The following is an 18945-nucleotide window of genomic DNA, read 5'->3' as shown; positions in this document are numbered from 1 at the left end:
TTTCCGCCAGCTCCACCAAATTGAAATCCAAACCAATCCGATAAGAACCGACAAAGCCTTGAAAATACTGACTTCAAGGCTTTTTTTATTGTCCAATGCGAGCCAATGAGATACGATTAAATCCTTGAGTTTTAGTAGTACGTTTAGTAGGATCTTACTACTAAGGCGAAAAAGCGTACTACTAAAAACGCCGTAAGCCTTGTAAATACTGGATTTATCTTAGTTTTATCGTACTACTAAGAAGTTAACTAAGAAATGACTATTTACGACCAAAGGCGAGCAAGAACCCAATTAATAAAGGGCTTGAGCTTGTTTTGAGGCGTACTACTAAAAAGCCGGTTATCGTACTACTATGGCACGTACTACTAAACCACTTTCAAACACTCAAATAGAAAAAGCAAAGTCGAAAGATAAAGACTATTTGCTATCAGACGGGAAAGGGCTTTATTTATTGATTAAATCCACCGGTGCGAAACTATGGAGGTTTAATTATTACAAGCCTATCACCAAGAAACGCACCGAAATTAGTTTAGGTGCATTCCCTACTGTTCAATTAGCAGAGGCACGGACAATACGTGAAGAATATCGGGCATTGTTGGCGCAAGGTATCGACCCACAGATCCACCATCAACAAAAACTACAAGCCAAGCTAGATGATTTTAATAATACCTATGAATCTATCGCTTGGGCGTGGTTCGAGTATCGAAAAACCAAAAAGAACTTTTCGCTTGATTATCAAAAAGACGTAGAAAGCCTCATTAAACGGAATCTACTCCCCCACTTTGGACACTTGCCTATTTCTCAAATTACCGCCCCTTTAGCCTTGAAAGCCTTTAAGCAATATCAAGACGAAGGCAAATTAGAGAAACTCAAACGCACGATTCAAAAGCACAACGAAATAATGACCTACGCCCTACACCGTGACATTATATCGGTGAACCCTACCGCCAATATCTCAAAAGAATTTGATAGTCCCACAGTCGAACATTTCAAAACCATCAAGCCGGAAGATTTGAGCGAGTTTATTTACACCTTAAATCACGCTCAAATTCACTTACAGACCCGTTATTTAATCTTATGGCAACTTTTCACGATGACACGCCCAAATGAGGCGGCAACGGCACGCTATGAGGACATTGACGAAACCACAAGACTATGGACGATTTACATTCAAAAAGGCATTAAAGAAAGCGATAAGGGACGCATTCATAAAATAACCCTGTCACGCCAAACCCTCGCCTTACTGCGAGAAATCAAGAAATTGAGCGGTGGCAAAACCTATCTATTCCCCAGTGTGAAAAATCCCCAAACCCACGTAAACACACAAACCGCAAATGCGGCAATTAAGAGAATGGGCTATGCCGGCAAGTTGGTGGCGCACGGTTTACGCAGCATTGCCAGCACTTACCTTAATGAGCAAGGTTATGACAGCGAATTAATCGAAGTGGCGTTATCACATATGAAATTAGACCGGATAAAAGCGGCTTATGATCGTGGCGAACGATTAGAACAGCGATTCAAGCTGCTACAGGTATGGGGAGATTTTATCGAGGAATGTTCTCAAGGTGCATTACCTAAACATCACTTGCAAATGGTTGTTTAAATCTGAAATAAAGTGCGGTTAAATTTAGCCGCACTTTTTCTTTTGACTGGATATAATAACAGGTTATACTATGCCTATCAGTTCCTTTCGAGTGTTATACTATCCAATGACAAAAAATGCGATACTTTTACAAGAAATAGACGAACTCAACCAAAAGCGGGCAACATTCCCACCTTTAAGCCCTGATGAATTGAACCGTTTGCGTACAGAGTTTTTAATTGAAAGTACCTACAATTCTAATGCAATTGAAGGGAACACTATCACCCTTAGAGAAACGGCACTCATTTTAAATGATGGCGTGACGATTGCAGAGAAACCGATTAGAGAGCATTTAGACATTATCGGTTACAAAGACGCATTAAGTTTTCTTTTTTCGTTGGTGGATGAAAAAATGCCCTTAACCGAACGGGATATTAAAGCCATTCATTCCCTTGTTTTAATGGGTAACGCCGAACACAGGGGGAAATATCGACAAATTCCCGTGAAAATATTAGGGGCTGAAAACGAACCCACCGCACCGCACTTTATTGCGGAAGAAATGGCGAAATTGCTTGATGAATATCAAAACAGATTAAGCCACCAGCACCCGCTAGAAGCGATTGCATGGTTCCATTTAGTTTTTGAAAGCATTCACCCGTTTATAGACGGCAACGGCAGAACGGGGCGATTACTCCTCAATTTTGAGTTAATGAAGTGCGGTTATTTGCCGGTGGATATTAAATTTAAAGACCGTGCAGAATATTATGCTTGTTTTGATGACTATCACCGAACAGGCAAAGCAGGCGAACTGTTAAATCTCATTGCAAATTATGAGAAAAGCGAATTAGTGCGTTACATTGAAGTACTAAGCGCAAAACAAGAATAAACCAATTTACACGGCTAGGCGTGGCTTAATTACCCACTCTAAAAGAGAATACTCACCTCACCTTTCCCTCGTTGATTAGCTTCTCTTTATAGTAAATTAAGTTCATTCGCGACCGCTGTAACAGAAATAGTGAAATGGGAAAAATTTCCCTAAGTAGCAATTTAACCGCTAAAAGTGAGAAACAAACACCACGCGTTAAATATATTCAAACGGTGAACAATCTGATCCCGTTCAAAAAATAAAACACCCGCTCTTATCATGGCAGGTGCGATTTCCTGTTATTTTCAGACAAGGGCATTTTTTAAACAAGTCAACGCCCTCAGTGTAGTTTGCCCTAAAACATTAGGCTATTTATGATCCGTCAACGGCGCTAAACGCCCTTTTTGTTCGTTTAAAGTCATCTCCGCAAATACTTCGGCAGATGAAAGCAACATTGCCTGCCTATCCTTATTACATAGCCTAAACCAACGTATAAGCCGCTTTTCTGCGTTATCCAGCGTGTCAGGCAAGTTATCCCTCGGTTCTTCCAGCTCCTTAACCTTCTTTTCAAGTGAATTGACGGCTTCCATTATTTTATCAATGGTGTTTTTATTGGTTTTATATTCGCCAGCAGACTCCTCTATGCTATTTGGGCGACTAAGCGCAAACCCCAACGCCTTTTGCACGCTTTCAGGCATATCGCCGACATAGTATTCATACGTTTTCCCTTTTACACCTGTCCGTTGGCGCTTTTCCCAGCCTTCTCTTTCCGCTTTTTTACTTATTCCTTTGTCCGATTTAGGAAGATCTTCAAATTTTCTCTCTAACAATTCCGTAATAGAGAGCCATTCATCTAAGTTCTTCATAAAAAACCTTATAACGAACTCCTATTCCTTACAGGAAATGAGATCTTAAGTATTTGATATTGTAAAGAAATAAAAAATAGTTAAAATTTTTTGAAAAGAACTATTGAGTTCGTTAAAAAATAATAGTATAGTTCTTTTCAGTTACTCACAATATTAACTTTTAAAACTAAATGCAAGTGGCAAGGATAACACATAATGAAAGGAGTAAAAAGGGAATGCACCGCGCCTACATTATCGCTGCGATATGAGAGAAAGGCTGTACGCTAACCCAATTCTCCATTGATTCAGGGTTACATTCTAGAACATTAGCGAATACCTTAACGCGAAAATACCAAAAAGATGAAAAATGATTGCTGATTTTCTTGGTATTTATCCTCAATAGGTAGGTCGTGTCGTCCCGTTACCAATTTCCTAAGGAATACTTATGGATAATTGGTTTTCTATTACCGAATTAATCAGGCTTACAAGCTTACCAAATAGTGATGTTTATTAATCGCAATGAATTAGCAAATAAAGCGAATTTCATCGCAGGGTTAATAAATATTTACCTAAGGATACCAATATAAATGAAAAAACATTCTAAAATTTATACCGCACTTGTGTTAAGTGGTGCAATGTTTGGTGCTAATAGTGCTTTTTCTGCAAGTTGTTCTCATCCAACTTTATCACAATCAGAAGATGGTTCTGGCAACATTACAATTGGCTACGTTTCGCATGATCAAATTTTAAATTGCAAATTAACAGCGGGATTTGTTAATAACATAATCATTATTGATAGTAATGATGTATTAATGCAAGACAGCAAAATAACTACAGAAGGGTATACTTTGCTCACGGTAGACCAAAGTCAATTCACCATGTTAAATAGCACGCTTATATCAAGTGGTGATAATGAGACCCTAGCAATTAGTTATGATTCATCAACTATAAATATTAAAGATAGCGAGTTAATTAGTAAGGGAAACGGACTACTTGCCGGTATTGCTATTTCATATTCAAAACTTGATATGCAGGATAGCCGTTTAACGACACACGGGAATGGAGATGACAGTGTAAATTATTATTCTCCTTTGCGTGCAAATGTATATGCATTAACAATAACTGAGGTAGATGCCACGCTCGGAAATGTAACGCTATCCGCACTAGGGGAAAATTCTATTTTATTTGCTACTGACGGTGGTTCCGTTATCGGGAACAATGTTACAGCCAGTGTGAAAGGAAAAAATAGTCATCTTTTCCTTAACGAGCCGCCAAGAACAAGCTCAAGTACAATTTCGTTAACCGATTCAACGCTTTCTTCAGACAGTTATGGTTTTCTTGGGTCAGAAATACACTTTGGTCTTAGTGATTTCCATCCCACTCTTAATTTATTATTGAATAACAGCAGTCTCACAGTAGAAAAAGATCTGATTAAATTGAGAGAGTCTTCGCGATATATTCGTGACGACGAAAGATGGGGTTTTACCAATAGCACGAGCCACTTTATTTTCAAACTAACCAATAATTCAACATTATCAGGCGGAAATTTTACCTCTTCCGATCAACTGATTAGCCGATTTGAATTAGCCGATTCCACTTGGAAGGTTACAAAACCGGTAACAATAACCGATTTAACTCTTAGCCAAGGGGAGGTGAATCTGACTAAAGCATATGGATTCCAAACCTTCACTATTCTCGGCAACCTCTCCGGCACAGGTTCGTTTTCCCTTAACACCAATATTGCCGACCAACAAGGCGATAAAATTATTGTTAAAGGCTCCGACAGCGGGAACTTTGGCTTAAAAATTGCCGATAGCGGCAATGAACCAAACGCACCGGACGGGCGGCTAACCTTAGTTGAAACGCAAACCGGTAACGCACAATTTAAACTACAAGATCGTGATTATGTAGATGCCGGCGCATATCGTTACCGTTTATTAAAAGAGGGAACAAATTGGGTATTATCAAATAAACAAGGGGAACCAAGTATCACCACGCCAACCCAACCCGTTCCCCCTGTTCAACCGATCGAACCGAATACACCGAATATCCCAACGGAAACGGTAAAACCAATCGAACCGAATACGCTGAATACCCCGACGGAAACAGCGAAATCGATCGAACCGAATACACCGAGTACCCCAACGGAAACGGCGAAACCGATCGAACCGAATACACCCAATACCCCAACGGAAACGGTAACAACACCGCCTAATCCGTCTGTTACAACACCGACACAGCGAATGCTCAGCGAGCGTACTAACGCCTTTGTTTCACTCCGCCAAGCGCAGTTATTACACGTGGAACAAAGTTTAACCGGCATTCACCAACGTTTAGGCGAATTAAAAGACGGTAAAGCAGGCAATGTTTGGGTGCGACATATAAACACACGGAATAAATTAGGCGAATTAAACGTCTCGGATACCAGTCGTTCCTCAGGCTTTAAACAGGATTACCACAGTCTGCAAATTGGAGCGGATACGGCATTGAGCGAAAACTTCCGCCTTGGTGGATTTATCGGCTCTGCACGTTCTAATATTGACTTTAATGGCGAATACAGTTCGGGCAAAATCCATTCCCAACAATTCGGTCTGTATGGCACATTAATGTTAAACAACGGCTTTTACTGGGATAATCTCTACAAATATGAACGTTTAAAAACCGAATCGGTAAGCACAGGCAAACAGCAATACCATGCCAATACCCTTTCTACCGAAATCGGGCGGATTTACCGCTTGGCAGACTGGACGATTACCCCGCAATTACAAGCCGCGTGGACAAAAATTTCCGGCAAAAATAATGTGGAAAATCTGACCGCACTTTACGGGCGTATCGGGTTGCGCATAGGAAAAGCCATGACTGTAAACAATTGGACGATTCAACCTTATGCCGAAATAAATGGCGTAACAGGCAAAAACAGCGCCGGTTATGTTCACGTCAATCAGCACAAATTTGAAATCGAAAATGCCAAAGGACGATTAGAAACCGCATTGGGAATTAACGCGGCAACAGGCAATCACCGTTTTGGTATCGAAGCCAAAACAACCAACGGTAAGCATTTAGCTCAGCCATTTACCGTTCAGGCAGTTTATCGTTACCAATGGTAATCAAATTTACTGAAAAATAACCCAAAAACCGACCGCACTTTCACCTAAACAAAAAGTGCGGTCGGTTTTTATGGTGTTTTAGTCTTTTATTCGGTTGCAGATTCTTTACCCCGTCGATTTCGCTTAAGGTAGGGAAATTTTTTAACGTATTGGGCGACAAGGTTTAATTAGTAAGCGATGATTTATTCGTAACCAATACGAAGCTCCTAAACAGAAGGGAACGAGAAAAGTATCGCTAACTCAATCTTAATCACATTCAATCAGATCGATTCATTAACAGAAATTTTGACAACGATCAAAATGGTAAAAGATGCTGATTATACTTCGGTCATTTCTCATCGTTCAGTCGAAACCTGATCTAGCAGTAGGTCAAATCAAACCGGTTCAATGAGCAGTTCAGACTGGGTAGCGATTAATCCTTAAAGACGCGCAAGCGTTCTAGCAAAATTACTCACTTTAAACACAAATTTTTATTGTAAAAATTTGTAAAGATAAAAGTGATAATCCCCCTGCCATTATTCTACTTCCTGCCAAAATTCTGCTACCGTATGAAATGATCCAAACACTAAAATAATGTCATTTTTAACCGCACTTTTTAACGCAATCTGTACAGCATTCATCACTGAATTTTGTGATTTTGCTTTGACATCAGGGAAAAACTCGGTGAGTTTTAACTGCAACTCTTCCCCTGTTTGCCCTCGATAGCCCCCTAAAGTCGCACAATGCCATTCATCTACAACGGGAACAAGATGAGTAAAAACGCCTTGAGCATCTTTATCTTTTAACATTCCGCATACGGCAATTAATTTACCTTGTTTTTGCGTTTTAAGTGCGGTCAATTTTTCACTCAAATATGCCGCTGCATGAGGATTATGCCCAACATCAACGATCACCGTTGGTAAATTATCGACTTTTTGATCAAATAAATTTGCCAGTTTTTCACACTGCTTTTCCTTGATGGTTTGAAAACGTCCGACTAATTCAACGCTTTGCAATGCCTCTCGAAGCGTGCTTTCCTGAATATCAAACGGTAACTGTTCAACCACCGCTAAGGCGGTGGCGGCATTCATTAATGGGATTTGACAAAACGGTAAATTTTCTAACCGCACTTTTCGGCTTTGCCATTGCCAACTCTTTGAATTGATTTGAAATGACCAATCCAGTTCACGGCGTGATACCTGACAGTCTAAATGGGCGGCTTGTTCCAACATTGTATTGGGTACATTTGGCTCTCCAATCACAGCCGAACAGTTTTGACGGAAAATACCGGCTTTTTCAAACGCGATTGCTTCCCTTGTGTTCCCTAAAAAATCCGTATGATCAATATCAATGCTGGTAATCACCGCTAAATTGCTATCCACAATATTGGTTGCGTCTAAACGTCCGCCTAAACCCACTTCTAAAATTACGACATCAAGCTGGTGTTGTTTAAACAAATGCAAAGCAGAAAGGGTGCTGAATTCAAAATAGGTCAATGATTCCGTTTTATTTTCTTCAATAAAAGCAAAGGAAGCGGTATGCGCTTCACCCGGTAAATCTTGATTTTGAATACGTACACGTTCGTTATAACGTAATAAATGGGGAGAGGAATATACGCCGACACGCAAACCATGCCGAAGCAAAATAGTTTCTAATAAACGGCAGGTTGTTCCTTTGCCATTGGTTCCCCCAACGGTGATCACATAAGGTGCAGGGTGTAAAAGATCCAGTTTTTCTGCGACAGATTTAATTCGTTCTAAGCCAAGATCGATGGCTTTAAAATGGCTATTTTCTAAATAAGAAAGCCACTCAGCGAGTGGCGAAGTGGCTTTTAAATTCATATTATTCTTCATGTGTTTCAATGTTATCTTCAATTAATTCAGGTTCGGCAAAGGGTGAAGGTCGATTTGTTAATTTACTTAATACACTGGCTAGGGTATAACGCATATCACCACGTTTTACAATCATATCAATCGCCCCTTTTTCTAATAAAAACTCGCTACGCTGAAAACCTTCCGGTAATTTTTCACGAACGGTTTGTTCTATCACCCTTGGGCCGGCAAAACCAATTAAGGCTTTCGGTTCGGCAATGTTTAGATCACCTAACATTGCGAAACTGGCAGATACGCCGCCTAAAGTCGGATCGGTTAAAACCGAAATAAAAGGCACACCCTTTTCACGCATTTTGGCGAGCACCGCACTGGTTTTTGCCATTTGCATTAATGAGAATAATGCCTCTTGCATACGAGCCCCACCACTGGCGGAAAAACACACAAACGGACAGTTTAATTCCATAGCTTTTTCAGCTGCTTTTACAAACTTAGCGCCTACAACAGAGCCCATTGAGCCGCCCATAAAAGCAAAGTTTGAGGCAGCCACGACAATCGGTATATTATAAAGTGTTCCTGTCATGGTAATGAGCGCATCTTTTTCACCGGTTTCTTTTTGAGCTGCACTGATACGATCTTTATATTTCTTTAAATCTTTAAATCTTAAAATATCTTTTGGCTCTAAGTCCGCTGCAATTTCTTGGCTTGAATCTTCATCCAATAAACGTAAAAGACGTTCACGCGCATCAATACGCATATGATGACCACACTTCGGGCATACATAAAGGTTACGTTTTAATTCTTCACTATAAAGTACCTGTTCACAGGAGGTACATTTTGTCCAAACGCCTTCAGGCACGTTAGACTTACGTGCTGAAGAAGAAGGGCTTTTATTAAAAATTCGGTCAATCCAGCTCATTATTTTTTACCTATTTATCCACTAGAAAATCCAGCGTATTAAACCATAATTCGGCGAACCTTGCTAGTCAGACAAGCGCATCAAACTAAGTCAATTCATCTTCAAGGAAAAGCGGGCCTAATTTTTGTTGTGGAAGCGCAAATTTTTCAGGATACATCACATTCACTAAATAAAGTCCTTCCGGTTTTGCTGTTGGTGCGGCAAGTTTGCGATCACGCTGTTCAAGTAACCATTTAAGCCACTCAACCGGCTGATTTCCTGCACCGACTTCAATTAAACTCCCGACAATGTTTCTAACCATGTGGTGTACAAACGCATTGGCTTGAATATCAACAATAATATATTCGCCTTTTTGTACAACATTCAGATGATGCACATTTCGCCACGGTGTATTTGATTGGCATTGTGCCGCACGGAAAGAAGAAAAATCATGTTCACCTAATAAAAATTGCCCTGCTTGATGCATTTTTTCCGCATCTAATTCCAAATGGCAATGGGTAATGCCGGCGGGTAAAATAGCGGAGCGTAATTTATTACAATATAGAAGGTAACGATAACGACGTGCAGTAGCAGAAAAACGGGCATGAAATTCATCATCCACGACTTTTGCCCATTTCACCGCTATATCATCAGGCAGGTTTGCATTTGTACCAAACGCCCAAGCCTTTTCAGGACGGACCGCATCCGTTTCAAAATGCACAACCTGCCCTGTACCATGCACACCGGAATCCGTTCTTCCCGCACAAAATACGTCAATTTTTTCATTTGCCACAAAAGACAGCGCATTTTCCAATGTTTCCTGTACCGAACGTACTTTTTCTTGTCTCTGCCAACCAAAATAATGTTGGCCGTTATACTCAATTCCTAAGGCAATTTTCATTTCTACCTCATTTTTCATCAAAATTAAAAATTATGTACGTTTGAAATCAATGTGTTCAATTTTAATTTCACCAAATTACTTTAATAGTACCAATGAAGAAAAAAATTCATTACTTCCGAAATCAACTATATGTCTAAACTTCTCAAAGTATGGTATCGGAGTAATCACATCATTAATTATGCCATATAAATATTTGAGATACTGCCTTATCTCATCTAAAAGATATTCGTCTAAAATTAAAGCGAATCACGACAACAAAATGACTAAACAATTGACAATACAAAGCAATTTATGTAGTTTCCCCCCTCCTATATCCTACTACACAGGTTAGAACCTATTAGAATGAAAACAAATTCAACCATTATCATCAACTCTTCTGTTTTTCTCGCTTATATCTCCTTTCTAGGCTGGTCTGTGGCTTACATATACGGATGGGCTAAGTTTTACTACTATAATTATCCTTGGGAATTTGTAGAGGTTGGTATCAATAACATTGCTAGAGCGCTTGGTTATATACTATTCGTTTCAATGATTGTAGTCATAACTTGCGCCATAGGCTGGATCATTATTAGGAGTGCAAAACAAGTATTCTCAAGAGCAACTGTTGCATCTATTCGAACGTTTGTTGTGTTAAGTATTGTATTTACTCCATTATTAGTTCAGTTATCACTAGTTACACATAAAACTGACCATGTCATCATTTCTGTTTATTTGCTTGGCGCAATAACCATATCGCTTATTTGTAAAAAGCATAGCTACCACATTAGTATCCGAAAAATTATTCGTGATATTAAAAATCATAAAATTCACTTACTTACTGCGCTTACTATAGTGTATTTTTACTTTGCTTTATCCGCTTTTATGATTGGTTATTATGCTCAGATTTTCCCCAAAACTTATGCTCAAATTACATTATTTGAAGAGGATTATTACATCTTTGGAAGATGTAATAGCACCTTTATTTTGATTCAAGACATAGGAAAGAAGAATAATGAATTTTTTATTTATCCTTGCGTGAACAATATAAAACCTTGCCGAGTAACAGTTCAAAATAAATAGGAATGCCCAAGTGTGGGCTTTTTATACAGAAATCTCGACTTTTCGGGAGAACAAGGGATAAAAGCAGTTCCATCGTCAATACAAACAACACTGCATTACACGATAAAAGAGAAACTTTTCCCCCACTAAATAACAAAAGCTCATTGTTAAAACAATGAGCTTTTATCTTAAAACGTACTTCTGAAACGATTTTTTGTCTTATTGATTTGATTAAATCAAAGGTTGTTTCGGAAATAAATGACTTAAAACCGTGTAAATATCGGATTATGCACGTTTGAAGTCAATGTGAACCAATTTTGGTTTGAACGGGTGACGTTGCATTGCTTGCACTTTTACCGCCACTTCTTTACCGTCAATGACAAGTGTAATCACATCAGAGTAGAAAGACTCGTGAGCTTGTGCATTGTTTAATTCATCGTGATTTAAGATGATTGAAACCGGTTCTTCGCTGCCACCATAAACGATTGCAGGAATTTGACCGTTATGACGCAGGCGGCGGCTCGCACCCTTACCTTGCGCTGTACGAACTTCAGCGTTAAATTTAAATGCCATTGTTATGTTCTCTTTAAAGTAAGATTAAAAATTAAAAAATTGCAGGCGACCCAGCAATTTTCCTAAATAGACTCAAAGCCTAGCTTTGAGGGCGAAAATTATAGAGGATTCAACTTGCTAACGCAAACTTTTTCTAGAAAACTCAGGCTGAAACGATTAGAATGATCCCCAATTTTTTAAAATCTATGAAAACTTAAATAACTCGAACAAATGGAATTTCTTATTAATTTTTTCACCGACTACGGCTATTGGGCTGTATTTTTTGTCTTGATTATCTGTGGCTTTGGTGTGCCCATCCCTGAAGATATCACTCTTGTTTCTGGCGGCGTAATTGCCGGGCTTTATCCCGAAAGCGTTAATTCCCACCTTATGTTACTCGTCAGTATGGTCGGCGTACTTGCAGGCGATTCCTGTATGTACTGGCTTGGTCGCATTTATGGTACAAAAATTTTACGTTTCCGCCCAATGCGTAAAATTATCACTTTACAGCGCCTTAAAATGGTACGTGAAAAATTCGCTCAATACGGTAACCGCGTATTATTTGTCGCACGTTTCCTACCGGGCTTACGCGCGCCAATTTATATGGTTTCGGGTATCACCCGACGGGTGAGCTATACCCGCTTTCTCTTAATTGATTTTTGTGCCGCGATTATTTCTGTGCCAATCTGGGTGTACCTTGGAGAATTAGGGGCGAGAAATTTAGATTGGTTGCATGAGCAAATTCAGAAAGGTCAAATGGTGATTTATATACTGGTTGCCGCCGTTGCCCTATTCTTGCTTTGGAAATGGAAAAAATCGAAAAAACAGAAAAATTAATGTTATGAAGTGCGGTCAAAAACAGTGAGATTTTTGACCGCACTTTTCATTTAACAACGCGCAGCTAAATAACGTTCTACTGTGTCCACAATTGCTTGCGTTTGCGGATCAATTTCAATATTCACAACATCCCCCATTTTGCGTTGTCCCATCAAGGTTCGTTGTAGCGTTTCCGGAATTAAGTTCACACAAAATTGATTGTCTTTAACTTCACCGATCGTCAAACTAATACCGTCTACTGCAACAAAGCCTTTGGTTAAAATATATTTCATTACTTCGGCATTCGGTAATTCAAACCAAATTTGGCGATTATTCTCCGTCGCAATAATGTCAGAAATCACCGCCGTGCAATACACATGACCGGACAAAATATGCCCGCCAATTTCAGCGCCCATTTGCATTGCACGTTCAATATTAACGAAATCGCCGGCTTTTAATGCCCCAAGATTGGTAATACGCAACGTTTCTTGCATTAAATCGAAGCTAACGAGATCGTCATTAATTTCAGTAACGGTTAAACACACGCCATTATTAGATACCGATGCACCAATTTCTAAACCTTTTCGCATTTCAGGTGGCAATTTTACTACCTGTGTTCTAAAATGTGTGCTTTCTGTAATTGAATGAATCCGGGCTATGCCCTGTACAATTCCGGTAAACATAATTTTCCTCAATCTTTTTCAAAAAAATTTTCGCATAGTGTATCAAATTTATGAATATTCGTCTTTTATCTGAATACCAAGCTGATATTAAAAAATTGATAAAAATCGCTACACCGATTCTATTCGCTCAAGTCGCACAAAACTCGATGGGGCTTGTGGATACGATTATGGCAGGGCGTGTCAGCTCTACGGATATGGCGGCAATTTCTGTCGGTGCGTCAATTTGGTTGCCACTGGTGTTATTCGGACACGGTCTATTGCTTGCACTACCGCCAACCGTGTCATATCTAAACGGATCGGGACAACGCCACCGCATTGCCCACCAAATTCGTCAAGGTATTTGGATCGCCCTAGCCAGTTGTCTTCCTCTTGGCGCACTTATTTATTACAGTGATTTTGTCTTGCAATTTATGCAAATGGATCCTCAAATGGCACAAATTGCGCGAGACTATCTGCGTGCCATGATTTGGGGACTACCCGCTTATTTATTGCTGATTAATTTTCGTTGTTTAAATGACGGTATTGCAAAAACCAAGCCCGCCATGGTGATTACTTTTCTTGGTTTAATGGTAAATATTCCGCTGAACTACATTTTTATTTACGGTAAACTCGGCGTGCCGGCATTCGGTGCGGTGGGTTGCGGTATTGCAACGGCAATAGTGAATTGGTTAATGTTTTTTATGATGATTAGCTACTCTTACTTTAATCGTCAAGAACGTGAGCTAAAAGTATTTAGCCAACTCATTGAAAAACCTCATTTTGTTACATTAAAAAAACTTTTGCAGCTAGGTTTACCTATCGCTCTTTCGATTTGTTGTGAAGTGGCACTGTTTGCGATTACCGCATTATTGCTTTCTCCGCTTGGTGCAACTATTGTGGCAAGCCATCAAATTGCGTTAAACACCAGTTCCTTTATTTTTATGTTTCCGATGTCGATCGGGATGGCAACTACAATTCTTGTTGGGCAGGCACTCGGCTCCGGCTCACCGCAAAAAGCTAAAAATATCGCGTATTCCGCCATTATTCTCGGTTTAACCATCACACTAATCACAGCATTTATTACGGTATTCTTTCGCTATGAAATTGCCGGCATTTTTGTGACGGATAACACCGTGATTAGTATGGCTGCCGGTTTATTACTTATTGCCGCTATTTACCAGTTTTCCGATACGATCCAAGTGGTGGTAAGCGGTGTGTTACGCGGTTATAAAGACACCAAAGTAATACTCTATATTACGCTTTTCGCTTATTGGGTGATCGGTGTGCCGTTGGGTTATACGTTGGCTCGAACCGATTGGCTTATGCCAAGCATTAGCGCGCAGGGTTTCTGGATTGCGTTTGTGGTCTCACTCACTTTTGCCGCTATTTTATTATTCTATCGAATGAGAAAAACACAAAATTTAGGTGATGACGTATTGATGGCTCGATTAGAAAAACTGAAGTAAGGTTGTTACGCCATCAATTAAAAAAGTGCGGTCAAATTTCATAATGTTTTACAATATCGTGAAAAATGACCGCCTGTTATTTTAAATCAGCATTCCTCTAGTTTCGTACCTTTCGTTTCCCGAATAAACCATAAACCAATCAGGCTCAACAGGGCGTTTAATGTCAAATAAATTCCCACTGCTTTTAAACCGTAATGGGCATTTAACGGTAAAGCGATAATAGAAGCCACACTCGCACCAAATAACCCTGCAATATTATAAGTCAGTGAAGCCCCTGAATAACGGGCGTGGGTTGGGAATAATTCCGGTAAAAAACTGGCAAGCGGCCCATACCCCATTCCAATTAATCCCATTCCGATAACTAAGAACCAAAACAAACTGTGAGCCGTGCCGTTTTCAAGGAAAAACGGCAATGCTAAACCAAAAATCGCAACACCGACGGTAGTCCAAATCAGCCAAAGCCGACGACCAATTTTATCAATGTATTTGCCCGAAATGACAATCGTGCCCGCTAAAGAAAGCGCACTTGCCATTAATAAGGCAGTGAAAATATGAGGGGAAAATCCCAATCCCATTGCATAACCGGCATCCGATACGGTTGGTGCGGATTTCGCATAGATTTGACTAAATGCGATCATGACATAAAACAACACGTAACCGGCAATACAAGTGAGCATTCCCAAGAAAAAAGATTTGAAATGGTTTGTCATGACTTCTAACATTGGCAAACCTTTAGCTTGCGGTTTATTTAATCTTTCAAGAAAAATCGGGGTTTCAGTGAGTTTTAACCGCACATATAAACCGATACCAACCAATAGAATTGAAGATAAAAACGGAATTCTCCACGCCCAATCTAACATTGCCGCCTGTCCGAAAATGGCGCCGATCAACAAAAATACACCGTTCGCCAATAATAAGCCTAACGGTGCACCAAGTTGTGGGAACGTACCATACCAACCACGTTTGCCCTCCGGCGCATTTTCAACAGCCACTAATGCGGCACCGCCCCATTCTCCGCCTAAACCGATGCCTTGTCCGATACGGCATAAACAGAGCAAAATTGTTGCACTAATACCGATACTTTCATAACTCGGTAATAATCCGATAATCACAGTAGAAACGCCCATTAACAATAAGCTCATCACAAAGGTATTTTTGCGCCCGATACGATCGCCAAAATGCCCAAACAATGCGGCACCTAAAGGGCGGGCAATAAAAGTTAAAGCGAGTGTAGAAAGGGCTGCAATCTGCCCTGAGAGAGGATCGGCAGCGTGAAAAAATTGCTGGTTAAACACCAACACGGCGGCCATTGCGTAAATATAGTTGTCGAAATACTCAATCGCCGTACCAATCATTGTTGCCATTGCGATTTGTTTCGGACTGTTTTGTTTCATTATTTTTCTCCAAGGAAAGGCATTCAAATTTAACGCATACTTTTGCCAGCCAATTTACCGGCTAGCCTCTCTTAACGCTCTAGCCATCATTTCAACATTTTTTGCCTGACTGATCGCTGAAATTACCGCCACACCATCAGCCCCAAATTCCCTTAAAGTGCGAACGTGTTCCAACTTCACACCGCCAATCGCAACAAACGGTTTCGTTATGCCTGATTTTCGCAAATCTTGAACAAACCCCATACCACGTGTCGGTTTGGGATTTTCCTTTGATTGCGTTGGGAAAATCGGCCCAATACCAAAATAATCAATCTCCGCCATTGCTTCGCCTATTTTGGCTTCTTCTAATAAATTAACCGACCACCCCACAATCATCGCTTTATTCGCTTTTGCCCGAATAACCTGTACCGCCATATCGGTTTGTCCCACATGGATACCGTCTGCCTCAAGCTCAAAAGCTAAATCAACATCATCATTGACGATAAACGGCACGCGATATTCACGGCACATATCCCGACAGCTAATGGCTAACGCTTTTTGTGCTGCCGGCGAGTGTTCAAGGGAAAATTTGCCTTTATCCCGAAATTGGAAACAAGTAATACCGCCGTCTAATGCTTGTTTTAATACAGAAAGTAAATTTTGTGCATTATTTTCCCCCAAATGCCGACAATCTTGCGTTCCCGCTACAAAGTAAAGCGGTAGGATTTCTCGAATTTTTTGCATTTAATCATTCCTCTTTAAATTAACTAAATCACGATAAGCCCAATGGTTTGTCGGCCCGTGCCCATGACCGATATTGAGCGGCTGACTAATTGCTGCCGTAATAAAATCTTTGGCAATTTTGACCGCACTTTGCAACGGTTTTCCCTTCGCCAATTCTGCCGTTAAACAAGCGGAAAAGGTGCAACCGGTGCCATGCGTATGTGGCGTATAAAAACGTGGGCTTTCCAATACAAAATAACCACCATCGTCAAGCAAAACCCAATCTTGGCATTGTTCACTCTGCGAGTTCAGGGAATGCCCGCCTTTGATAATCACATTACGTGCCCCTAACTTTTGGAGGGATTTTGCCGCTTTTTGAATGCTCATTTCATCGTAAATCGTCATCCCCGTTAAGGCTTCCGTTTCAGGAAGATTGGGAGTAATCACATCCGCCAGCGGGAGCAAATGTTCAATAAGTGCCGAAACCGCCTGCGATTGTAAGAGTGGTGCGCCGCCTTTCGCGATCATCACAGGATCAAGAACCAAATTGCCAAATGGACGTTCTTTAAGAGATTCCGCCACACATTCAATAATTTCCGGCGTTCCGAGCATGCCAATTTTCACGCTTGCAATATTGAAATCGTTTTTCACCGCTTGTAGTTGTGAACGAATGGTTTTCAATGGAATAGTGTGAATATCAAATACTCCCTGTGTATTTTGAGCCGTTACGGCAGTCACCACTGAAGTACCGAACACACCTTGCATTTGAAAGGTTTTTAGATCGGCTTGAATACCCGCACCGCCGCCACTATCCGAACCGGCGATGGTTAATACTTGGGGAATATTACTCATTGATCCGCCCTTTATGTGCAATCGTTTCAGGGGAAAGCGCCGCTAATTCATCTAATAAACGAATTTGGAATTGGCCGACTTGAGTAGTCAGACCTTGAGCGGCAAGTTCGCCCGCAACGGTATAAGCGACACAGGCTTCGAGGGTTGCCGCAAAATGATCGCCCGAATCCACAGCTAAGAAAGCCCCACAGACCGCACTGAGTAAACAGCCCGATGCCGTTACTTTAGGGAACAACGGCGTACCATTATGCACCGTAGCGGTTTGCCTACCGTCGCTGATGACATCAACTTCCCCACTAATCAATACAACACAGCCATGCTGCTTTGCGACACGTTGGGCAACGGCTTTCAAATCGACGTTACCTTGTCCGGCATCCACGCCTTTCGCTTGCCACGCTTCACCTGCAATTGTTGCCAATTCACCGGCATTACCACGAATTAGTGCAAATTTTATTTCAGACAACAGCTGACGTATGGTCTCTCGCCGATAGCTCGTTGCTCCTACGCCGACAGGATCAAGCACAACAGGGATCCCTTTCGCATTTGCCGTTTTACCTGCCAACAACATAGATTTTTGTTCTTTGCCGATCAATGTGCCGATATTAATCACGAGAGCTTGGCTTAAATTTGGCATTTCGACCATCTCCCCTTCGCTATCGGACATCATCGAGGAAGCCCCTAATGCCAATAATCCGTTGGCACTAAAATTAGCCGCAACAATGTTGGTAATATTATGAATGAGCGGATTTTGCTCACGGATTTTTGTAAGATAAATAGATTCCATCATAGTCTCCTTTTTGTGGTTAAGATAAATCTAATCCCATTTGCCAGAAATTAATTTCCATACGTGTCGCCGTGGTAAAAATGTTCTGAATATGGGTAAGTTGAGTCGGGTTTAATGATTGACAAAGTGATGTCAAAAAATCAGCCGTTTCTGCTGCGGCTTGCTGAAAATCAGCACTTGAATAAACATCAATCCAAGACTGATAAGGATTATTCGGCAAGCGTGGATAATGCGTTGTGATATAGTAAGCCGCTTGAGCATAACCAACGGCACAAGGCGTAATAGCGGCATAAAGCTACGCCAATCCGCCCGTCATTCCCACATCCAATAAGTAACGCGTATAAGCCACACAAGCCGGGCTTTCCGGCGTGTTTATCATCTCTTGTTCACTGATCCCCCACTGCTTGCAATAATTAATATGTAATTGAATTTCTTGGCTAAGAATGTCTAATGTTTTGCGTGGCACCGCCATTTCTGCAAAGTTTTTTGCTTTAAAAATACCCAATGCAAAAGCGCGGCTGTAATGAAAAAGATAGCGATAATCTTGTTTCAAATAATGTTGAAAACAACGTTTAGCTAACGTGCCTTGAGCCAGTTGCCGAACAAATTGATGCTCAATATAGTGTTGCCAATGAGGTTGTGCCCGTTCAATAAGTTGAGTGATCATTTTGTC

Annotated in this window: 17 protein-coding genes and 2 pseudogenes; 8 read left to right on the top strand and 11 right to left on the bottom strand. The window is 40.7% G+C overall.

What is annotated here, in order from left to right; translation table 11 throughout:
• The first annotated feature begins 352 nt into the window (after nt 1-352).
• Both FEE42_RS01065 and FEE42_RS01060 read left to right on the top strand, forming a co-directional pair.
• A complete protein-coding gene (locus FEE42_RS01065; RefSeq protein WP_164027481.1) occupies nt 353-1603 on the top strand; it encodes an integrase arm-type DNA-binding domain-containing protein in 1251 nt (416 codons plus the stop codon).
• Nucleotides 1604-1673: 70 nt separating this feature from the next.
• Nucleotides 1674-2468 (top strand): Fic family protein, encoded by a 795-nt coding sequence (locus FEE42_RS01060; protein WP_237184447.1) that lies wholly within the window; start codon nt 1674-1676, stop codon nt 2466-2468.
• 347 nt (nt 2469-2815) lie between these two features.
• Here FEE42_RS01060 and FEE42_RS01055 read toward each other — a convergent pair whose 3' ends face one another.
• On the bottom strand, nt 2816-3313 hold the full coding sequence (locus FEE42_RS01055) for a DNA-binding protein (protein ID WP_135969227.1): 498 nt from the start codon (nt 3311-3313) through the stop codon (nt 2816-2818).
• A 278-nt stretch (nt 3314-3591) separates the two neighbouring features.
• Here FEE42_RS01055 and FEE42_RS13000 point away from each other — a divergent pair, with 278 nt between their 5' ends.
• From FEE42_RS13000 to eno, 3 genes and pseudogenes are all read left to right on the top strand, one after another.
• Nucleotides 3592-3663 (top strand): hypothetical protein, encoded by a 72-nt coding sequence (locus FEE42_RS13000; RefSeq protein WP_110890483.1) that lies wholly within the window; start codon nt 3592-3594, stop codon nt 3661-3663.
• A 216-nt stretch (nt 3664-3879) separates the two neighbouring features.
• A complete protein-coding gene (locus FEE42_RS01050) occupies nt 3880-6399 on the top strand; it encodes an autotransporter outer membrane beta-barrel domain-containing protein (RefSeq protein ID WP_164027480.1) in 2520 nt (839 codons plus the stop codon).
• Nucleotides 6400-6545: 146 nt separating this feature from the next.
• Nucleotides 6546-6753 (top strand): annotated as a pseudogene (gene eno, locus FEE42_RS01045) (phosphopyruvate hydratase); the annotation flags it as partial.
• A 161-nt stretch (nt 6754-6914) separates the two neighbouring features.
• On the opposite strand, the gene folC reads toward eno, so the two are convergent.
• The 3 genes from folC to truA all read right to left on the bottom strand — a co-directional run bounded on the left by folC (nt 6915) and on the right by truA (nt 10006).
• Entirely contained in the window at nt 6915-8219 is a 1305-nt protein-coding gene (gene folC / locus FEE42_RS01040) for a bifunctional tetrahydrofolate synthase/dihydrofolate synthase (protein WP_059365264.1), read from the bottom strand.
• A gap of 1 nt (nt 8220) precedes the next feature.
• Complete coding sequence (accD, locus tag FEE42_RS01035) at nt 8221-9126, bottom strand: acetyl-CoA carboxylase, carboxyltransferase subunit beta (RefSeq protein WP_059365265.1); 906 nt, start codon at nt 9124-9126, stop codon at nt 8221-8223.
• Between the two features lie 85 nt (nt 9127-9211).
• Complete coding sequence (truA, locus tag FEE42_RS01030) at nt 9212-10006, bottom strand: tRNA pseudouridine(38-40) synthase TruA (RefSeq protein ID WP_135969225.1); 795 nt, start codon at nt 10004-10006, stop codon at nt 9212-9214.
• A 342-nt stretch (nt 10007-10348) separates the two neighbouring features.
• On the opposite strand from truA, the gene FEE42_RS01025 reads away from it, so the two are divergent.
• Nucleotides 10349-11065 (top strand): hypothetical protein, encoded by a 717-nt coding sequence (locus tag FEE42_RS01025; RefSeq protein WP_059365267.1) that lies wholly within the window; start codon nt 10349-10351, stop codon nt 11063-11065.
• Nucleotides 11066-11329: 264 nt separating this feature from the next.
• Here FEE42_RS01025 and rplY read toward each other — a convergent pair whose 3' ends face one another.
• A complete protein-coding gene (rplY, locus tag FEE42_RS01020) occupies nt 11330-11617 on the bottom strand; it encodes a 50S ribosomal protein L25 (protein WP_059365268.1) in 288 nt (95 codons plus the stop codon).
• A 210-nt stretch (nt 11618-11827) separates the two neighbouring features.
• Here rplY and FEE42_RS01015 point away from each other — a divergent pair, with 210 nt between their 5' ends.
• A complete protein-coding gene (locus FEE42_RS01015) occupies nt 11828-12433 on the top strand; it encodes a DedA family protein (RefSeq protein ID WP_059365269.1) in 606 nt (201 codons plus the stop codon).
• 50 nt (nt 12434-12483) lie between these two features.
• Here FEE42_RS01015 and FEE42_RS01010 read toward each other — a convergent pair whose 3' ends face one another.
• On the bottom strand, nt 12484-13095 hold the full coding sequence (locus FEE42_RS01010) for a riboflavin synthase (protein ID WP_059365270.1): 612 nt from the start codon (nt 13093-13095) through the stop codon (nt 12484-12486).
• A 50-nt stretch (nt 13096-13145) separates the two neighbouring features.
• Between FEE42_RS01010 and FEE42_RS01005 the strand changes: the two genes are divergently transcribed.
• Nucleotides 13146-14540, top strand: coding sequence for an MATE family efflux transporter (locus FEE42_RS01005; protein ID WP_135969224.1), 1395 nt, complete (start codon nt 13146-13148; stop codon nt 14538-14540).
• 86 nt (nt 14541-14626) lie between these two features.
• On the opposite strand, the gene FEE42_RS01000 is transcribed toward FEE42_RS01005, so the two are convergent.
• The 5 genes and pseudogenes from FEE42_RS01000 to tenA form a co-directional block, all read right to left on the bottom strand.
• On the bottom strand, nt 14627-15937 hold the full coding sequence (locus FEE42_RS01000) for an MFS transporter (RefSeq protein ID WP_129582196.1): 1311 nt from the start codon (nt 15935-15937) through the stop codon (nt 14627-14629).
• 51 nt (nt 15938-15988) lie between these two features.
• Complete coding sequence (gene thiE / locus FEE42_RS00995) at nt 15989-16657, bottom strand: thiamine phosphate synthase (protein ID WP_077581651.1); 669 nt, start codon at nt 16655-16657, stop codon at nt 15989-15991.
• Nucleotides 16658-17488: a bifunctional hydroxymethylpyrimidine kinase/phosphomethylpyrimidine kinase gene (gene thiD / locus FEE42_RS00990; RefSeq protein WP_135969223.1), complete on the bottom strand. Its 831-nt coding sequence runs from the start codon at nt 17486-17488 to the stop codon at nt 16658-16660.
• Entirely contained in the window at nt 17481-18272 is a 792-nt protein-coding gene (thiM, locus tag FEE42_RS00985; protein ID WP_164028792.1) for a hydroxyethylthiazole kinase, read from the bottom strand. The genes thiD and thiM overlap by 8 nt, the downstream gene beginning before the upstream one ends.
• 19 nt (nt 18273-18291) lie before the next feature.
• Nucleotides 18292-18939: pseudogene (gene tenA, locus FEE42_RS00980) on the bottom strand (thiaminase II).
• Between the last annotated feature and the right edge of the window lie 6 nt (nt 18940-18945).

It is taken from the genome of Rodentibacter caecimuris (assembly GCF_010587025.1).
Lineage (GTDB): Bacteria > Pseudomonadota > Gammaproteobacteria > Enterobacterales > Pasteurellaceae > Rodentibacter > Rodentibacter caecimuris.
The sequence above is the reverse complement of the archived record's forward strand: the minus strand, read 5'-3'. Positions and strand labels throughout refer to the sequence as shown.